Annotated in this window: 15 protein-coding genes; 3 read left to right on the forward strand and 12 right to left on the reverse strand. The window is 33.8% G+C overall.

The annotated features are described in order from the left end of the window. Positions 1 to 111: 111 nt before the first annotated feature. From BR65_RS08955 to BR65_RS13840, 5 genes are all read right to left on the reverse strand, one after another. Complete coding sequence (locus BR65_RS08955; protein WP_034537966.1) at positions 112 to 408, reverse strand: bacteriocin immunity protein; 297 nt, start codon at positions 406 to 408, stop codon at positions 112 to 114. 239 nt (positions 409 to 647) lie between these two features. Further along, positions 648 to 1,076 (reverse strand): DUF975 family protein, encoded by a 429-nt coding sequence (locus tag BR65_RS08960; protein WP_051932734.1) that lies wholly within the window; start codon positions 1,074 to 1,076, stop codon positions 648 to 650. A 420-nt stretch (positions 1,077 to 1,496) separates the two neighbouring features. Beyond that, entirely contained in the window at positions 1,497 to 2,225 is a 729-nt protein-coding gene (locus BR65_RS08965; RefSeq protein WP_034537967.1) for a YcjF family protein, read from the reverse strand. Positions 2,226 to 2,399: 174 nt separating this feature from the next. After that, on the reverse strand, positions 2,400 to 4,496 hold the full coding sequence (locus BR65_RS08970) for a DUF262 and DUF1524 domain-containing protein (RefSeq protein WP_034537968.1): 2,097 nt from the start codon (positions 4,494 to 4,496) through the stop codon (positions 2,400 to 2,402). Between the two features lie 242 nt (positions 4,497 to 4,738). Beyond that, positions 4,739 to 4,927, reverse strand: coding sequence for a hypothetical protein (locus tag BR65_RS13840; protein ID WP_051932736.1), 189 nt, complete (start codon positions 4,925 to 4,927; stop codon positions 4,739 to 4,741). Between the two features lie 726 nt (positions 4,928 to 5,653). Between BR65_RS13840 and BR65_RS08980 the strand changes: the two genes are divergently transcribed. Next, a complete protein-coding gene (locus BR65_RS08980) occupies positions 5,654 to 6,055 on the forward strand; it encodes a (deoxy)nucleoside triphosphate pyrophosphohydrolase (RefSeq protein ID WP_034537969.1) in 402 nt (133 codons plus the stop codon). Next, on the forward strand, positions 6,052 to 8,937 hold the full coding sequence (locus BR65_RS08985) for a DEAD/DEAH box helicase (protein WP_034537970.1): 2,886 nt from the start codon (positions 6,052 to 6,054) through the stop codon (positions 8,935 to 8,937). Before BR65_RS08980 ends, BR65_RS08985 begins: the two co-directional genes overlap by 4 nt. Before the next feature lie 125 nt (positions 8,938 to 9,062). Here the strand turns inward: BR65_RS08985 and BR65_RS14160 are convergent, their stop codons facing one another. The 5 genes from BR65_RS14160 to BR65_RS09010 form a co-directional block, all read right to left on the reverse strand. Then, the gene (locus BR65_RS14160; protein ID WP_034537971.1) at positions 9,063 to 9,194 is read right to left on the reverse strand and encodes a hypothetical protein; all 132 of its coding nucleotides are present in this window, start codon (positions 9,192 to 9,194) and stop codon (positions 9,063 to 9,065) included. A gap of 517 nt (positions 9,195 to 9,711) precedes the next feature. Further along, entirely contained in the window at positions 9,712 to 10,542 is an 831-nt protein-coding gene (locus tag BR65_RS08995; protein WP_226776535.1) for an SPFH domain-containing protein, read from the reverse strand. Between the two features lie 528 nt (positions 10,543 to 11,070). Continuing rightward, complete coding sequence (locus BR65_RS09000; RefSeq protein ID WP_024635240.1) at positions 11,071 to 12,390, reverse strand: IS1380 family transposase; 1,320 nt, start codon at positions 12,388 to 12,390, stop codon at positions 11,071 to 11,073. Positions 12,391 to 12,540: 150 nt separating this feature from the next. Then, on the reverse strand, positions 12,541 to 13,008 hold the full coding sequence (locus BR65_RS09005) for a DUF5946 family protein (protein ID WP_024635241.1): 468 nt from the start codon (positions 13,006 to 13,008) through the stop codon (positions 12,541 to 12,543). Between the two features lie 382 nt (positions 13,009 to 13,390). After that, positions 13,391 to 14,710: an IS1380 family transposase gene (locus BR65_RS09010; protein WP_024635242.1), complete on the reverse strand. Its 1,320-nt coding sequence runs from the start codon at positions 14,708 to 14,710 to the stop codon at positions 13,391 to 13,393. A 326-nt stretch (positions 14,711 to 15,036) separates the two neighbouring features. On the opposite strand from BR65_RS09010, the gene BR65_RS09015 reads away from it, so the two are divergent. Continuing rightward, positions 15,037 to 15,864, forward strand: coding sequence for a sulfurtransferase (locus tag BR65_RS09015; protein ID WP_034537972.1), 828 nt, complete (start codon positions 15,037 to 15,039; stop codon positions 15,862 to 15,864). 286 nt (positions 15,865 to 16,150) lie between these two features. On the opposite strand, the gene rpsI is transcribed toward BR65_RS09015, so the two are convergent. Further along, positions 16,151 to 16,543, reverse strand: a complete 393-nt coding sequence (gene rpsI, locus BR65_RS09020; protein WP_023179527.1) for a 30S ribosomal protein S9 — start codon at positions 16,541 to 16,543, stop codon at positions 16,151 to 16,153. A 13-nt stretch (positions 16,544 to 16,556) separates the two neighbouring features. After that, positions 16,557 to 17,003, reverse strand: a complete 447-nt coding sequence (gene rplM, locus BR65_RS09025; protein ID WP_023179528.1) for a 50S ribosomal protein L13 — start codon at positions 17,001 to 17,003, stop codon at positions 16,557 to 16,559. Positions 17,004 to 17,091: the final 88 nt, after the last annotated feature.

Here is a 17,091-nt window from a genome sequence, read left to right on the forward strand (position 1 = left end):
ATTTAATTGATATTTCTATATTGACTAAATAAAATAAGGTCACTATAACTACTGTGACCTTATACATTAATTTAATTAGGGATAATTGAAGTTATCTATTTTTGTACATTGTTAATAGCCATATCTAATATTGGATATGGAAGTCAATTCTTTTAGTTTTTTAGATTGATAGTCTGATAAAGTAACTCCATCATTTCTGATTGCTTTAGAAATATCTAAGTTCATACGACTTAAAATCATAGGAATAGAAGCGCCCTTTTGTTCTAACTCTTCAAAATAATTCTCTAATACATTTTGTAGCGACTCGTTAGCTAAGTTTGTTTTTAAATCATCTAATAAATCAGTAATAATATTTGCTGCTTGTTTTGCTCGTTCATTTCCTCCGGAATACCATTTTGATTTGCCCATAAAATATCACTCCTTAATTATAGTCACACGTGAGTTTAGTTGCTGTGGTACTTTCTTTATAGTCTATTAAAGTTAAACTATTTTTGCTAATATAGCGCAATTGTCAACACCTTAAGTGGTAATCATACTCTAATATAGTTCTGCATTGATTGTCCCTTCAATAAACTCATTTATTGATAATGAACGATTTAGAACTACTCCTTTTTTCAGTCTAGCTATTTATACATAACTTAATTAGATTAAAAGTCATCTAATGACTCGTCAAAACGACTATTTTCAGTCAGATTGTTATAAAAAGCTGCGTATGTAACATTTACATATGGATTTAACCATAGGAATCCGATTCCTAGAGATAAAACACTTAAAATCCCCCAGCCAATAAAACTTAATTGTAATACAAAGTAATCCCACTTATGCCCATTCATCATTTTTCTACTTTCTGTTATGCAATCGAGAGAAGATACTTTTCCATTTTCAGTTAATGTTTTATGATCTTTATAAATAAAATAGGCTTGAGAATAAAATATTGTTTTTATAATTCCTGGTACGATAAGAAGAAGTGTCCATAATGAGACAAAAAAACCGGTAATAATATAGATAAAAAATGTACCTAAAAAGTATTTTTTTGTGAATATTTGAAAAGCTTGTTTAAATGGTTCAATACGCATAGTTGGATTTCTTAACCAATCCAAAAAAAGTATATGAAATACCTAAAGTAATAAACGTAGAAAGAGCACCAATGATGGTAGACCAAAAGTCTTCAGTAGATGATGACTCATAACTGTTAAGTTTTGACTGCGTTTTATTAAAACAATTGTGAGCTGACTATTAAAGATACACCTTTCGGATCAAAGTTTTATATAAGAAGAGATTCCGTGATTTTTTCCGTTCTTGTTGAAATTTCCAAAATGCTATCTGAAATTATAAGATTATCTGACTCTATGAAAAATTTGAATGGTAGGCAGACGGGAAGACAGGTTATATTATATGGTCTATTTCCAGGGATATCATAATGCGTTTAAAAACCAAAAAATAAGAGACAAAGTGGACGTAACTTTGTCTCTTGGAGAAATTATCTACTATGAAATCTATTTTTTATTCACTGATTTATTAGAATTTTGAAGTGATTTAAACAGTCCTTGAAACTGTCCTTTAAATGACATAGCTTGTTCGAAAATATCTTCCCCTTCATTTAACATTTTTACGGTTACCCAACCTAAAGATTCTGTGATTGCACTAGCAACAGTCGCATTAATTGTAGCACCCGCAACAGTCCCAACAGCCGGAATAAATTTCAGTATATTGCCAACTGCACTTCTACCTAAGCCAACAATTACTAATTCCTTAGATAGGCTCTTACCTAAACTTTCAGACCATGATTGCCCAAATATCTTATGCAACCGAGCCATCATTGTTAATTGAACTGGCACCAGCAAGAAAGCATCTGAAAAAGGAATAGGTGAACAGCCGATAATGGCTGCTGTTAAAGACGCAGCATGAATGGTCGTATGACATTTTTTACGCGTTTCTTCATCTACGCCTTCCAAAAATTCCTCAAAAATACTATCAAATTGATTTTTACTTTTAGCTAGAGTTTTTTCCGCTTGCTCTCTTGATTTATCATAAGCATTAAGTACGATGGTTGAAGTTTTTTTAGGTAATCCTTTTAATACCTCTGAGAAGAATGATTCAAATTCATTTTCGCTTTGCTTCAAATCAATATCTGAAATTTCTCTTTCAACCTGATCTTCTATTTCTTCTTTTTTCGGACGTACCGTTTTACCAGTGATCTTTCTTTTTTTGAACAACTTTTTCATGACAATCCCTCCTTTATAGTTAATCATTATAGAGCATGTAAATTTTGCGAATAGACTGTACTTATTCTTCATTTAACTATGTTGTACTTGAAGTTATGAACGACTCCAAAAGATATATCTTTAGCCCTCTGGGTTGTGCCCTAGCCATTACTGATAATCTACCAAAAACACAGTTTAGTATTCGTCGTCTTCTCTATGCATCTCAAAGGACTGCTTTATTAAAATCATAATATAGTCTAAATCTTTTCGATCTGAAAGACCCACTTCTACGTACCCATGTCCCCAACGTCTCATATTTGTTACATCCTTACACATTCCTCTAGGGTCACTAATTTTTTCAAATTGTATATTTAAATTAATTCTAAGCCTTCTTTTCTGAGGTACAATATCAACAAAATTTGTAGTTGTTGTATAAGCAATATGTTTTTTAAAAAATTTCTCTGTAACGGAGCTATCTAAATTTAAGATCCATTTTCTGAGTTTTTGGAACAGCTCAAGGATAGTTCCCTCAGATAAGTTAGGAAAATCAGTGATTGAGTACTCTTTTTTTATCTTATTTGGTTTCTGTTCTTTGTATTTTTCTAATATTTCTGGAGGTAAATCAGGAAAACCCCAAACAAGCAAGGATTTTTCAGTCAAATTTCTAGCTCGTTCCTGAATGAAACTTTCATTCCAAGTGTCCAACTTGCCTAACTCCCTATTTAATCGGAGTGGACTATCCGCAAATCCTCCTTCCAAATCTCGCTTTTCCTTAAAGGGACGGTCACTCAATTCAGAATTGTAAGCAGTTAAGGTAAGATTCCCTACTGTGTGTAAGTATTTTTCCTGAACTTCTTTCCAATCAGACCCAATATTCTGCTGCCACTCTATTGAAAGATTCTCGTTCTGAGGCATAATATGTTCAATTGTGAAAGTTTCTATATTCACTACTTCTTTCCGCTTAAAGTTTTCTAGTTTTCTTAATAGGTAATTGCGGTTTCGATAATTATAGACATCCTTAATCATAAGGGACATTTTAAATTCTTCATTGTTTGGCATACGTTGGTAAGTCCCTTTCATCACAAAAGCGATTTCTAAACTCTCTAAATAATTTTCTGCTATAATTTCATTTTTTAAAGAAGCAAATGTTTTATTCAAAGAATTAGTAGGTATACCTACTACCGTTCTGCGGAAAATATAGGATTCCACGATGCGTAAGACTGAAACAAAATCCTCTCTGGAAAGTTTGTTTCGAGAAAAGTCATCATAAACACCCATTAAGAAAGGGTAAGAGACCTCCACATTTAATTCATTAATATCTTTCAATGCCTCATTAATTTTTTGGTCAGGTTCCTGGTTAAAGGTTAAATATACAAAATATTTGGAGTATTGAACTATATCTTCCAGGACATGCTCAATACCCATTTGTGAATAATCATCTAAATATCTTTTAAAGTCCTTGTATACTTCCTTTATCCGCGGTATATACCCTGTTTTGAGTGTCAGATAATCCCGCATAAATCGGTCGAATAAGGTAGACTCATTCAGATTTCCAAAGCTCTTCTCCATTGGATGCCAATATTTTTGATATAACCGAGTCTGTTCCTGAGGCTCTAACCGCATAAGAATATAGTTTCGAATTAAATCTGCTTGAGAAAGATCCAATCCAGTTGAGTTCAAACTTTCAAATATCAATTGGGGATTATCATTGTCACGATCTAAGGATATATCTACAATAATAAATTTTTGTAGACCTTGATAGAGTTCATTCAAACTAAGGTCGCTGTTGCGAATTTTATTTAAGAAAAACTCATAATTATTTAAAACCTTAGGTGAACTATCTTTTTGAATGTCAATATGATCTACTAGATTAACTAAAGATTCTCTATCGCTCTGGGATAGAACCAGTTTATGGTAAAGATCGCCCTCTTCTTCATTATTTACAAGATAATAATTACGGATTTTTTTACTAGTAATATCTACACTTTCTTTACGCTCATCGATCATTTGACGGAAGGCAAGCAATAGCAATGTGAGAGTCGTTAGCCGTTGCTGACCGTCAATTACAAGCAACTTGGGCACTGCTGAAATCTGATATAGGCCTTTCTCTATGTATACAATCGATCCCATAAAGTGTCCTTTTATTTTTGAATTACTTGCTGCGCTTTCCAGATCATCCCACAGCTGCTGACATTGCTGAAGATTCCAACTATACTTACGTTGATATATAGGGATAATAAATTGCTTAGTCCCTTGTAAAAATTTCAAAAAATTAATTTCTGAAGCTTTCATTATGTAGTCTCCTTTTATAAGTTTATTTATTATAATTTTTTAAATTGAAATAGCTAAGCATAATAATTTTCATACAGCGAGCTCTATCATAAAGGCTCAATCTCTTTCCGAATACGGTATACTGTATCTCTTGTCAAGCCTGTATCATCAGTAACCTTCTTCACAGGTTCTTCATGCTGCAACTTACTTACAATAATCTGATAGGTCATTTGATCTTTAGGATTCTTTGCGTCTGCAGAGTATTATAAAGGACGGCCTTTATAATATCCTTTTTTCTTTGCAATTTCGATTCCTTGCCGCTGTTTTCGTTTACTTTCTTTTCGTTCATTATCAACCGTCCAAGGTAGCAATTGGACACTCATATTGCGAATTAATTTTTGTAAACTTGGATTACTCAGTTCTTGATTTAAGATGGGTAAGTTTAAAATCATTAAGCCAATCTTTTTTTAATCCAGTTGTTGAACAATTTGAATGATATGATCATAGTTTCTTCACAAGCGATCTAATAACTCTACTACTAGTATATCTCTTTCACGCAGAAATAAGAGAGCTTTTTAAAATTCTTCACAATTTGTTTTGTTTTTCCCAGATATTTTTTAAAAATGACTTTCATCCGCCACTACATTTTCTAATACTTCTAGTTGTTGGCCTAAATTTTGATCCATTGTGGACATGCGTGCATAACCAACTTTCATTTTATCCCTCATTCTTGAGTTATTAAATCGACACTTATAATCCATACCATAAATGTAATAAAATTAATATCTTGTACGTGTCGATTTTGGGTTCACCCTATTGGTTAAGTGCTTTCTGAAGTTTATTAATTTAAGTTCTTTATACGTATCCTTTTTTAATGTGACGCATACAATTTGTGATAATTCTTGCACAAATTGTATGCGTTATTTATTCTAGTGTTAATTTACAAGTTTAATTCCAAATTATAAAATGGTTAACTGTATGAAAGTCATATTCAAAGCGTAGATATTTTTAGTAGCCTTTCAATTTTTTTGATTTAACGGAAATATAAAGTTTTCTTCATCACGAGTTAGACTTTAACGAGGTAGAGAAGATTTATGATTGCTAATTAACTTCATACTTACGACTAGGAGTGCTATGATAAAGTAAAACTACTACCAGTAAAGAAAGAAGTGAATCTATTGAAGAAAATTAATGTCGTTGGCGCCATTTTAATAGAAAACGGAAAAATTTTATGTGCGCAACGAGGCAAAGGTAAATCGTTAGCTTACTTATGGGAATTTCCTGGTGGGAAAATAGAAACTGGAGAAACACCGCAAGAAGCTCTAATTCGTGAGCTACAAGAAGAGTTGATGATTGAGGTGGAAGTGCAATCTGAAAAATTTGAAGAAACGAGTTATCAATATGACTTTGGCTTGGTAACTTTAACTACCTTCATTTGTTTTTTAAAAAAAGGCACACCACAATTAACGGAGCATATCGCTATAGAATGGCTAGCACCTAAAGAATTGACTACACTAGAATGGGCACCAGCGGATATACCAGCCGTTGAGAAATTAATGGATATGGAAACAATACGATGACAGATATGTTAGAGCGTTCTTTAAAAAAAGCTTTTATAGACCAAAAAATTGAAGGTTCTTTATATGACCCTCAAATGATCATCAATGATACGGAAAAAAAGCGGTATATGCTAAATGTGTTGCAAAATGAATTGGATACTTGTAAAGAATTCTTTTTTTCAGTGGCTTTTTTAACTCAAGGTGGACTAGCAGCGCTAAAAACACAATTAGCTGACTTACATACTCGAGGAATTAAAGGAAAAATTTTAACTTCAACTTATTTAGCCTTTAATCAGCCCGCTGTCTTTGAAGACTTAATAAAGTTTCCTAATGTAGAAGTGCGCATTTCAGAAAAACAAGGGTTTCATTCCAAAGGATATCTATTTAAACAATCAGGGTATCATTCTTTTATCATCGGAAGTTCCAACTTAACCATGAGTGCTTTAAAGACGAACTACGAGTGGAATGTCCGTTTAACTTCCTATGACCATGGGCAGATGATTCAAGACATCCAATTACATATGGAGCAAGAATGGCAAGCGGCCCAAGTATTAACTTCAGAATGGGTTCATGATTATAAAAAGACTTATCAACCAATGACGTACTACAAAGAAGTCAGCACAATCCAAGATCCAGCTCTTATTGATGAGCCCGCTCCTTACATCGTGACTAAGCCTGATCCTAATAATATGCAAAAAGCAGCTCTATTCAATCTAAAAGAATTACGGAAAACTGGAGCCCAAAAAGGATTGGTCATTTCTGCTACAGGAACTGGAAAAACGTATTTATCAGCTTTTGATGTTTTACAAGCTAAACCTAAACGCGTTTTATTTATCGTTCATAGAGAACAAATTCTTAACAAAGCCAAAAGTGTTTTTCAAGAAATTCTTGGAGAACAAAAGGATGATTATGGAATTCTATCGGGAAATAAGAAAGAAATAACAGCAACTTATTTATTTGCTACGATTCAAACGATTTCAAAAGATGCGGTTATGCATCAATTTGCTAAAGATCACTTCGATTACGTTTTAATTGATGAAGTGCATAAAGCTGGTGCTTCTTCCTATCATCGCGTAATCGATTATTTTAAGCCCGATTTTTTACTAGGTATGACAGCTACTCCTGAACGAACTGATGGATTTAATATTTTCGAGTTATTTGATTACAATATTGCTTATGAGATCCGCCTTCAAGAAGCTCTAGAAGAAAATATGCTTTCCCCCTTTCATTATTTTGGAGTGACCGATTATGTAAAAGACGGAGAATTGATTTCTGAATCAACAAATTTGAAGATTTTGGTTGAAGAAGAACGTGTCACGTATTTACTAGAAAAGCTCCAGTATTATGGTTGTTCTGGTAACATTCCTAAAGGGTTAGTTTTTTGTAGTCGTAAAGAGGAAGCTAAAACATTGTCTACCCTATTCCAACAAAAAGGACATCCTAGTACTTATCTAACAGGAGAGCATTCACTTGAGGAGCGAGAAAAACAAGTTGAACGGTTAGAAAATGGCGATATTGAATACATCTTTACAGTAGATATCTTTAATGAAGGAATTGATATTCCCAAAATTAATCAAGTGGTCATGCTTCGAAATACCCAATCGAATATCATTTTTGTGCAACAATTAGGCCGTGGATTAAGAAAAGATCCTTCAAAAGAATTCGTTACCGTAATTGATTTTATCGGAAATTATAAAAACAATTATATGATTCCAATGGCTTTATCCGGCGATGTCTCTAGGGATAAAAATAATTTACGCAAAGATACTTTTGACACGAACTTTATTTCAGGCATTTCTTCTATTAATTTTGAAAAAATTGCAAAACAGCAAATTTTCTCTTCAATTAATCAAGCTTCTATGGATAGCATGAGTGAATTAAGAAAATCATTCCAATTGCTTTATAATCGCCTTGGCCGGGTGCCCTACTTAAAAGATTTTGAAGAACAACACACGATTGATCCTTTGCTAGTTGCCAATAAAAAATTAAGCTATTACGATTTCCTAGTCAGTATAAAACAAAGCGAAGGAACACTTTCTGAATTAGAAAACCGATTCTTAATGATTGCTTCAAGAGAATGGTTACCAGGAAAAAGAAAACAAGAATTAGTATTGCTAGAAAAAATGATGAGTGAACCTGAAAATAGTCTATCTTTAAAAGGAATCCAACAGCTATTTATAGAGAACGGGATTTTAGCAGACGAAGAAACGATAAATTCTGTACTGAATACATTAGATTTGTCCTTTTATACTGGTTCTATGGCAGCTACTTATAAGAAACAAGCTTTTATCGAACGAGCAGAAAATAATGTATTTTTGTCTCCTTTGTATAAAGAAGCATTAATAAATGAATACTTTGCGTATATGATGTCGGATATTCTTGCAACAGGGCTGCTTAAATCTAAAGCTTATTCTACGTCAGAACTTTTAACGCGTTACCAAAAATACAAACGAAAAGAAGTTTTGCGTTTGTTAAATTGGGACAAACAAATGGTAGACCAGAACGTTGGTGGCTATACATCAAGCAAAGACGAATTTGTTATTTTCGTAACGCTGAAAAAAGGCGAAAACTTCACAGGAGCACAAATGGCTTATGAAGATGAGTTGATCGATTATTCCACAATGAAGTGGTTCACGAAATCTCCAAGAACAATGTCCTCTCCTGAAGTGCAGAAATTAATGGAGGCTGAGAAATGGCATATACGCGTCTTTGCTAAGAAATCGGATAACGAAGGAACAGAATTTTATTATTTAGGAGAAGTAAAACCAGTAAAAGAATCTATTATAGAGTTAGAAAAACCACTTCAAAATGGTAAAAAGAAAAAAGTTGTAGAGATGTTTTTGAAGTTTTTAGAACCAATTGATGTAACCCTGTATCGATATTTAGAAGCTGGACAGGAGTGATGTTGGGAATGAAGGTCATCGTATAAGTATTGAATTGATCTTTTAACTATTTTAATTTAGAATTCGATGTATCAAAAAAAGCAGCAGCTGATTTCAGCTGCTGCTCTTTTTTGATATACCATGGTTTACTTATTAAATATCTTTGGACCTTTTCGCATGTTTTTAAGATCATTTTTTGGTGTGTTGGTTTGTTTCGACTTTCCGCCACCTGCTTGTTTCTTTTTAATGATCTCTAACATTTTCTCTTTTGAATTCACTTATCACACCACCTTGTTAGTGTAACACTAAATACTTCCAGTGAGATAAGAGGAATAATAACTACTTTAATGGGATGATTCTTTCTCTATCTTAGTGAGTTCTTAGAATGATTAATCCATTCTCAAGACAACACTATTTCTTAAATCCATTATTTTTTCTATATCCTTTGCCCACTATCACAATATCTGGTTTTACATTCATCATTAAATAATACAGGATAAATCGTGAAGTAACAAACAAATTTTTGTTTATTGAGCAGATAATTTGTCCAATAAATGTCAGTAATTTATATTAGAATGGAATTTAAGATAAGCAACAGAAAAGAGACTCTTGTAACCACAAGAATCTCTTTCTTAAAATGTTCAATAATATAGTTTAAAGAAGATGCTTAAAAATTGAAATCATCATCTTCATTTTTATTCTCTGCTTTAAACAGCCAACGTGCTAAACAAACTACTAAAGTTACTAATATCGTTATAAAAATAAGTTTACCTAAGAAGAAAATCATTTTATCACCTACTTATTAGTATCAACAATTGCTTCACCTGTTTGTACTTCAACCCAACCATGTTCTAAACGTGCTTCTACTTCTTTTAACTTGATCAATTCTTCTGAAATGGATTCTGATAATTTTTTATTTGCTTCAGCCTCTGCTTCTGCTGCTTTTACTTTTTGATAGGCTAAGCTATCCGCTTTTGTTTTTGCTGTATCAGCTTCTAAGAGAGCTTTTTCTTTTTCTTGACCAGCTTTGATGATCTCATCAATTGATTTTTGTGTTTCAGCATCTACATCTGGTACCCCAAAAGCAACATCTTCTACCAGAAATCCTTTTGGTTCAACTGCTTTAGTGAAATCTTCTAAAATGGATTGCTGAACTTCTGTTGATTTCGATCCCGTTACATCCAATAAACTATATCTGGCTACTACAGCACGAGAAGATTTAAGCAATTGTGCTTTTAACCAATTGGCTTCAATGTCTTCTACATTAATACTACCAAATTCTTTAAATACATCAGAAACTTTTTTTGAATCTACTTTATAGGCATATGTAATAGATACATGTGTAGCTTTTCCATCTTCTGTTGCTAAATTTAATTTTTCTGCTTTAACCGTTTGTAATCGAATAGGATACTGGGTTACTTTATCCAGACCTACAAATTTAACCCCTTGACTTAAAGTTTGATCTTTCACTCCGCCATTCATTGAATAACGAACACCTACATAACCATTTTCTATTTTTTCAAAAAACACTAAAAATCCGCCTACCAATAAGATAATTACTAGAATACCAATGATTAATCCTTTGATTTTTTTGATGCTGTTCTTATCGTATTCTTTTTCGTTCAATTCTATGTCCTCTTTTCTTTTTCAACTAAATGATTGTCTTAATAACGAATATTTTTCTTTACTCTCTTACAACTTACCACCCCGTGTAACTGTTTACTGCAATGCACAAAAAGAAATACACAGGCTTTTCTGCTGTAAGCCTGTATATTCTTTTCGACATACTTTTTCTTTTACGAGTTGACTCTATGTACCTCATCTCTTCCCATAAAAAATCATCTTAATTATTATACCAAAGAAAGGAATAAAAACGATGGATTCTTTAAATATTTAAGCGTCATTACAAAGGTTACTTTAGTTTACTTGATTTGTTAAATTATTTTTTTAATATCTAACCTGAATAATTCATACTTCTAAATTTTTTGATTAAAAATACATTTTTTGTCGTAATTTTGAATTGGTTCTAAAAATTATATGTTTTTTGGGATTTTACAAAACATTTTTATCGAGATTCGATTTTTAGGGGCTATACACTTATTTTTGGGCATACGAATCCCTGGGCACTGGATATTTTTTAAAAAATGAAATCTATTAAATATAACATCGAATCCGTTGGATTCGCCTCAAGACGGCGTAAAATTCTGCTTGATAAACATGCGAACTAGAAAGTCTTAAATAGATCCGTCTCGCAGTGCTGACTAGCTTTCCGGCTACTTTGAATAAACGAAGACGAATGGTATTTACTTGAAGATTTTTCCAATTCTTTTCAAAACAGATTGTACGCATAAAATTGATAATATTATAAGCTATTACACTGATTATCATACGCGCGTGATTTTCGATGAACCGTGGACTATCCGTCTTGTCAAAATAGAAGCTGTTTTTGGCTTCTTTGATGTAATTTTCCATAGTGCCTCGCTTATTATACGTTTCAAAAACTCTCTTTGGTATGATGTTTTCCGAGAAACTGGTAATAATAAAAGTATGGTTAAAGAGTAACTCTCCAGCTTCTCGAGTTGAACGAATACATACTCGACGAGGTATAGTCCAAGAGCCGGCTTGATATGAAACAGAATGATAATAAGTTTCTTTCTCATCCCAAGGATGATTATCATCGTAGTAGACAAGTTCTTCAGCTAGACGAGTTAAATTTCGATTGCTCTTTAAACGAATCACATAGTCACAACCGGAGGCTTCACATAATTCATAGATTTCAGGTGTTGCGAAACCACTATCTCCACGGACTAAGATATCTGTCGTAGGAATTGCTTGGTGATAATGATCTAAGAGTGGCTTAAGAAATGTATTTACTCCATTGGAAGTATATTGGTTTCCTGAACGAAGTTTAGCTTTTAAAAAGTCACCAGTTAATCCATCAAAAGCGACTAATGGATGATAACCGTTCGTTCTATAATGGGCATTATAATCTGTCTGTTCTTGGCTACCGAAGGTATCTGAATGTGTAGAATCCAAATCGATTATCATATCGGTATCATTACGAATAAGTCGTGCTTGATCAATCAATACTTGGTTAAGTGTTTGTAAATCTTCAATTGTTTGTTCAGTAAATCGATCGAAAAATCGAGAGATAGAGGGCTGGGAAGCCCATACACCATCAGTCGAAAGAGTCTGTAATACTGGATCATGCTGTAAGATATTTGCTGATATATCAGCTTTATAGCCAGCGATAAGCTGAAAAAGTAATTGTTTCAGGATTTTATGATTATCATGTTGCCAGTAGCGGCGGTCTTCTTTAAACGAAACGAAGTCTTTAGAATGCTCTGTAAAATGAAAAGCATCCATGAATTCGTCGACCAGTGCCAAACCAGAATCACTCGATAAACGACCACCTGTATGAGAGACATATAAATTATTATTGAATTTTACTGTAGTTTCTTGTAAAGTAACCATTGAGAGGACCCCTTTCTATTGGTTGTTTGTCGTGAATTAACCATATCAGAAAGGGGTTCTTTTTTCATCACCTAACGGGTGATGAAGCAATTTATTACAAGTACTATAATCACAACGTTAATTAACGTTTTTAGAAAAATTATGAATTATTCAGGGTTTAAAAACACCATTATTTTGTAAATCGATTCGAACGTGCTTTCTCCATTCCTTGATATTATTTATTGCATTTTCTTCTCCGCCTAAGTATATACCTTCGATTGTCATCGGCCAATTTCTATATTGGCGTTTCCTTTCGATATTCGGTAAAGGGTTGGTTATTTTATCTATTTTTGAAACCAACTGCCGATTTTTACGAAGGATATAGTCGGTTGACCACTGATTATCATATGCATCAATAAATAATTCCACCATAAGTTTATATGCATTCTTTGTATAGTTAGAGGGGTGTTGAATCATATAACTAGCGACAAGCCAAAAGTGTAAGTCATACAATTCAGGGTCATTGTGTTCCCAAATCAATGGAAATTGAAACATTTCATAGCAGGAAAAGCCATCTGTTTCTCTTGCACCACATTCAATGCATCTTCCGTTTTTCATGATCGTATTGTTATCAACCATTCTAAACAGCTCCTTTGTATCAATTAAATTCACTTTTTATTGTACAGCATAACGCAGCGTAAAGGTCAATATTTCAGTCAAATTTTTTCAATAAAAAAAAGTGGCGTTGCAGTTCTGTAAGAATCTGTTGCCTAATTTCCTTAAAGATTCAAATATAACCTAAAAGTTTAGGATATATTTAATATACCTGAATAATTCATACCTCTAATTTCAGAGGCTGTTTTATCAATACTGTTATATTTTCTTTATCGTTTTCCATTTTCTATCCTAATTATTTATTTTTTTCGGTCTACTTAATTATTTTGAGACTTTTCACTTTTTGAACTCAAATTTTAGGCGCACTTCTTCCTGGGCCATTTAAACTTTTTAAAAATCAGGTTCTTTAAATGTACTGCCGAATCCTTTGGATTTTCCTGAATACGGCATAAAACTCTCGCTGATAAACATGAGAAATCGATAGTTTTAAATACATTTGTCTTGCAGTGCTGACTAGTTTTCCAGCCACTTTGAATAGACGGAAACGGATTGTGTCCACTTGGAGTCCTTTCGATTTTGGCTCAAAACACAAGGTGCGTAAAAAGTTAACCAGATTGTACGCCAACAGGCTAATCATCATGCGGGCCTCGTTTTCAATGAATCTGGGACTATCTGTATTATCAAAGAAGAAGCTGTTCTTGGCTTCTTTAATGTAGTTTTCCATGGTACCGCGTTTATTGTAGGTTTCAAACACTCTTTTAGCTGAGATGTTTTCTGAGAAATTCGTGACAATAAAGGAATGCTTAAAAAGGAGTTCGCCTACTTCTCGAGTTGAACGAATACACACTCGACGCGGTTTGAACCAATAAGCTGCTTGGTAGGAAACCGAATGATAATAGACTTCTTTTTCATCCCAAGGATGATGATTATCATAGAACACAAACTCTTCCGCTAAACGATATAAATTCCTATTGGCCTTTAGCCGAATGACATACTGATTTTCGTATAAGTCGCATAAATCATAAACATCCGGTGTCGCGAAACCACTGTCTCCACGAACGAGAATATCAGTGGTTGGAATCGTTTGGTTATAATGTGCCAATAACGGTTCAAGAAATTCTTTGACCCCGTTGGTAGTGTATTGATTTCCTGATCGAAGCTTGGCTTTTAAAAAGTCGCCAGTCAAGCCGTCAAATGCCACTAAAGGATGGTAGCCATTCGTTCCATAATGTGCGTTGTAAGCAGTTTCTTCTTGATGACCGAAGGTATCCGAATGGGTAGAGTCTAAATCGATAATCATGTTTGTATGGTTACGAACCAAACGGGCTTTGTCAATTAAATCCTGGTTGAGTACTTGAAGCGTCAGAATTGTTTCGACCACTACACGATCATAGAATCGAGAAATGGATGATTGAGAAGCCAACGGCTCATCAGTTGATAACGTCTGTAATACCGGATCATGCTGTAGAATATTTGCAGCAGAGTCGGTGCTATAACCGGCTACAATTTGCAGCACTAACTGTTTTAAAAGCTTGTGATTCGTATGCGTCCAATATTTACGGCTGTCGTTAAATCGAACAATCTTTTTAGAGAGCTGGGTAAATTGGAAAGCATCCATTAGTTCATCAATTAAAATCAAACCAGAATCACTTGATAAACGAGCACCATCATGAGAAACGATTAAGTTATTGTTGAATTTCACTGCATTTTCTTGTAAGGTAACCACTGAGAGAACCCCTTTCTATGGTTGTTTGTGGTGAATTAACCATATCAGAAAGTGGTTCTTTTTTCATCACCTAATAGGTGATGAAGTAAGTTGCTTTAAATACTATTAAATCAATGTTTAGAAACAATATTAGTAAAACTATGAATTATTCAGGATCTAATATGTAATTTTACAATCTTCATTGAATCATACATAATAAAACATGAAGTAACAAAATATTTTACACTCTCTAAACATCTTTTCTCTATGGTCTTAATCATTAAAATATCTTAGCATATCTATTATTCTTATTTTTCTAAATAAATTTGTTCATTCAGGAGGATTTTATGAAAAATTTCGTTACACAAACATGGTTGTTAGAAAATTATTCAAATGATAACTTAATCTTACTTGATGCTCGCGCAGAATTAAATGATCCAAAAGCCGGATATAATCAATATAAAAAAGGACATCTAAAAAGAGCTCAGTTCGTCTCTTTAGAAGATACAATGACTGGAAAAGTCAGCAAGCATGGCGGTCGGCATCCTTTACCAGATATGGAAGTATTTATTACGGAAATGAAGCAGCTGGGTATTTCTGACTCTTCTACAGTAATCATTTATGATAACGGGGATCTGGCGATGGCAGGCAGATTATGGTGGTTGTTAAGATACGCTGGTAAAGATAAGGTGTTTTTATTAGAAGGCGGTATAAAACATTGGGTCGATAATGGGTTAGAACTTACTATAGTTTTTCCAGAGCCGCAAGCTTCTGGGGATTTAAATTTGAATTTAAATGAATCTATGATCGCAGAACACTCTGAAGTAAAGGCTGCTGTTGACTTAGAACAAACAGTAATAATCGATTCCAGAGCTTATGAACGGTATTCTGGTCAAGTGGAACCATTAGATAAATTGCCTGGACACATCCCCAGTGCTTTAAACTATCCTTGGATGGATTTAGTTGATGAAGGTACTATAATAGACAACAACAATATAAACGAAAAGTTTAAATCTCTGGAAGAATATGAGGATATTATCGTTCACTGCGGATCTGGGATAACCGGGACAGTAAATATGTTGTTTATGGAAGAAGCTGGATTGGAGCCAAGGTTGTACCTAGGAGGCTACAGTGACTGGGTCAGTTACGAAAACAGTCAAGTGGTAAAAGACTAAAACTCAGGGAAAACATTGTTTTATACCCCTTTATCGATAAAGCGAATAAATTTCAGGTTTTACGTTTGAGTTTATCCAAAACAAAATTAAGGTAGACACAGCACAAGTCATTACTTTAGTAGAACATCTATCTAAGGTTATTATATCACTCTAAACCCCAATGGGCGAAAGGCAAACGACATTGAAATTATCATGTTCTCAGAGAGTTATTAAATTATCAGATTTTTATGCATAAAAAAGGAACTGCCATATAAGCAGTTCCTTTTTGATATATATATAAAGTAAATTAACGTTTTGAGAATTGAGAAGCTTTACGCGCTTTTTTCAAACCTGGTTTCTTACGTTCAACCATACGTGGGTCACGAGTTAATAGACCTGCAGCTTTTAATGGGCCACGGAAGTCTGGATCAACTTCTAGCAATGCACGAGCGATACCATGACGGGCTGCTCCTGATTGACCAGTGAATCCTCCACCATTTACGTTTACATGTACGTCGTAGCTACCTAAAGTTTCTGTAAGAGCTAAAGGTTGTTTAACAACTTCGTGTAAATACGGGAATGGAATGTATTCAGTGATATCTTTTTTGTTCATGATGATTTTACCAGTACCTGGTACTAAGCGTACGCGAGCAGTTGAATTTTTACGTCTTCCTGTTGCGATATATTGTGTTTGTGCCATAGATATTCCCTCCTTAAATTAAGTTTGTGATGTCTAATACTTCAGGTTGTTGCGCTTGGTGATTGTGTTCTGCTCCACCGTAAACATGTAATTTCATGCCTTGAGCGCGACCTAAAGTGTTTTTAGGAAGCATACCTTTGACAGATAATTCGATTAATTTACGAGAATCTTTAGCACGTAAGTCACCAGCAGAGATTTGTTTCAATCCACCTGGGTTACCATCGATGTTACGAGAATAGATTTTGTCAGTTGCTTTTTTACCAGTTAATTTCACTTTGTCAGCGTTGATTACGATAACGAAGTCACCTGTATCAACATTTGGTGTGTAAGTTGGTTTATTTTTACCACGTAAAATAGCTGCGACTACACTTGACATACGTCCCATAGGGATATCAGTTGCGTCTACCACATACCATTTACGTTCTACTTCATTTGGTTTTGCCATATAAGTTGTACGCACGTTTTATTCCTCCATATTCTTATCTGTTTGTTTGAATGCACAATAAGTTTCCGGGGCTCATCGTGGTGGCAAACAATACCATTTAATA

It is taken from the genome of Carnobacterium inhibens subsp. inhibens DSM 13024, assembly GCF_000746825.1.
In the GTDB taxonomy this organism is placed as follows: domain Bacteria; phylum Bacillota; class Bacilli; order Lactobacillales; family Carnobacteriaceae; genus Carnobacterium_B; species Carnobacterium_B inhibens.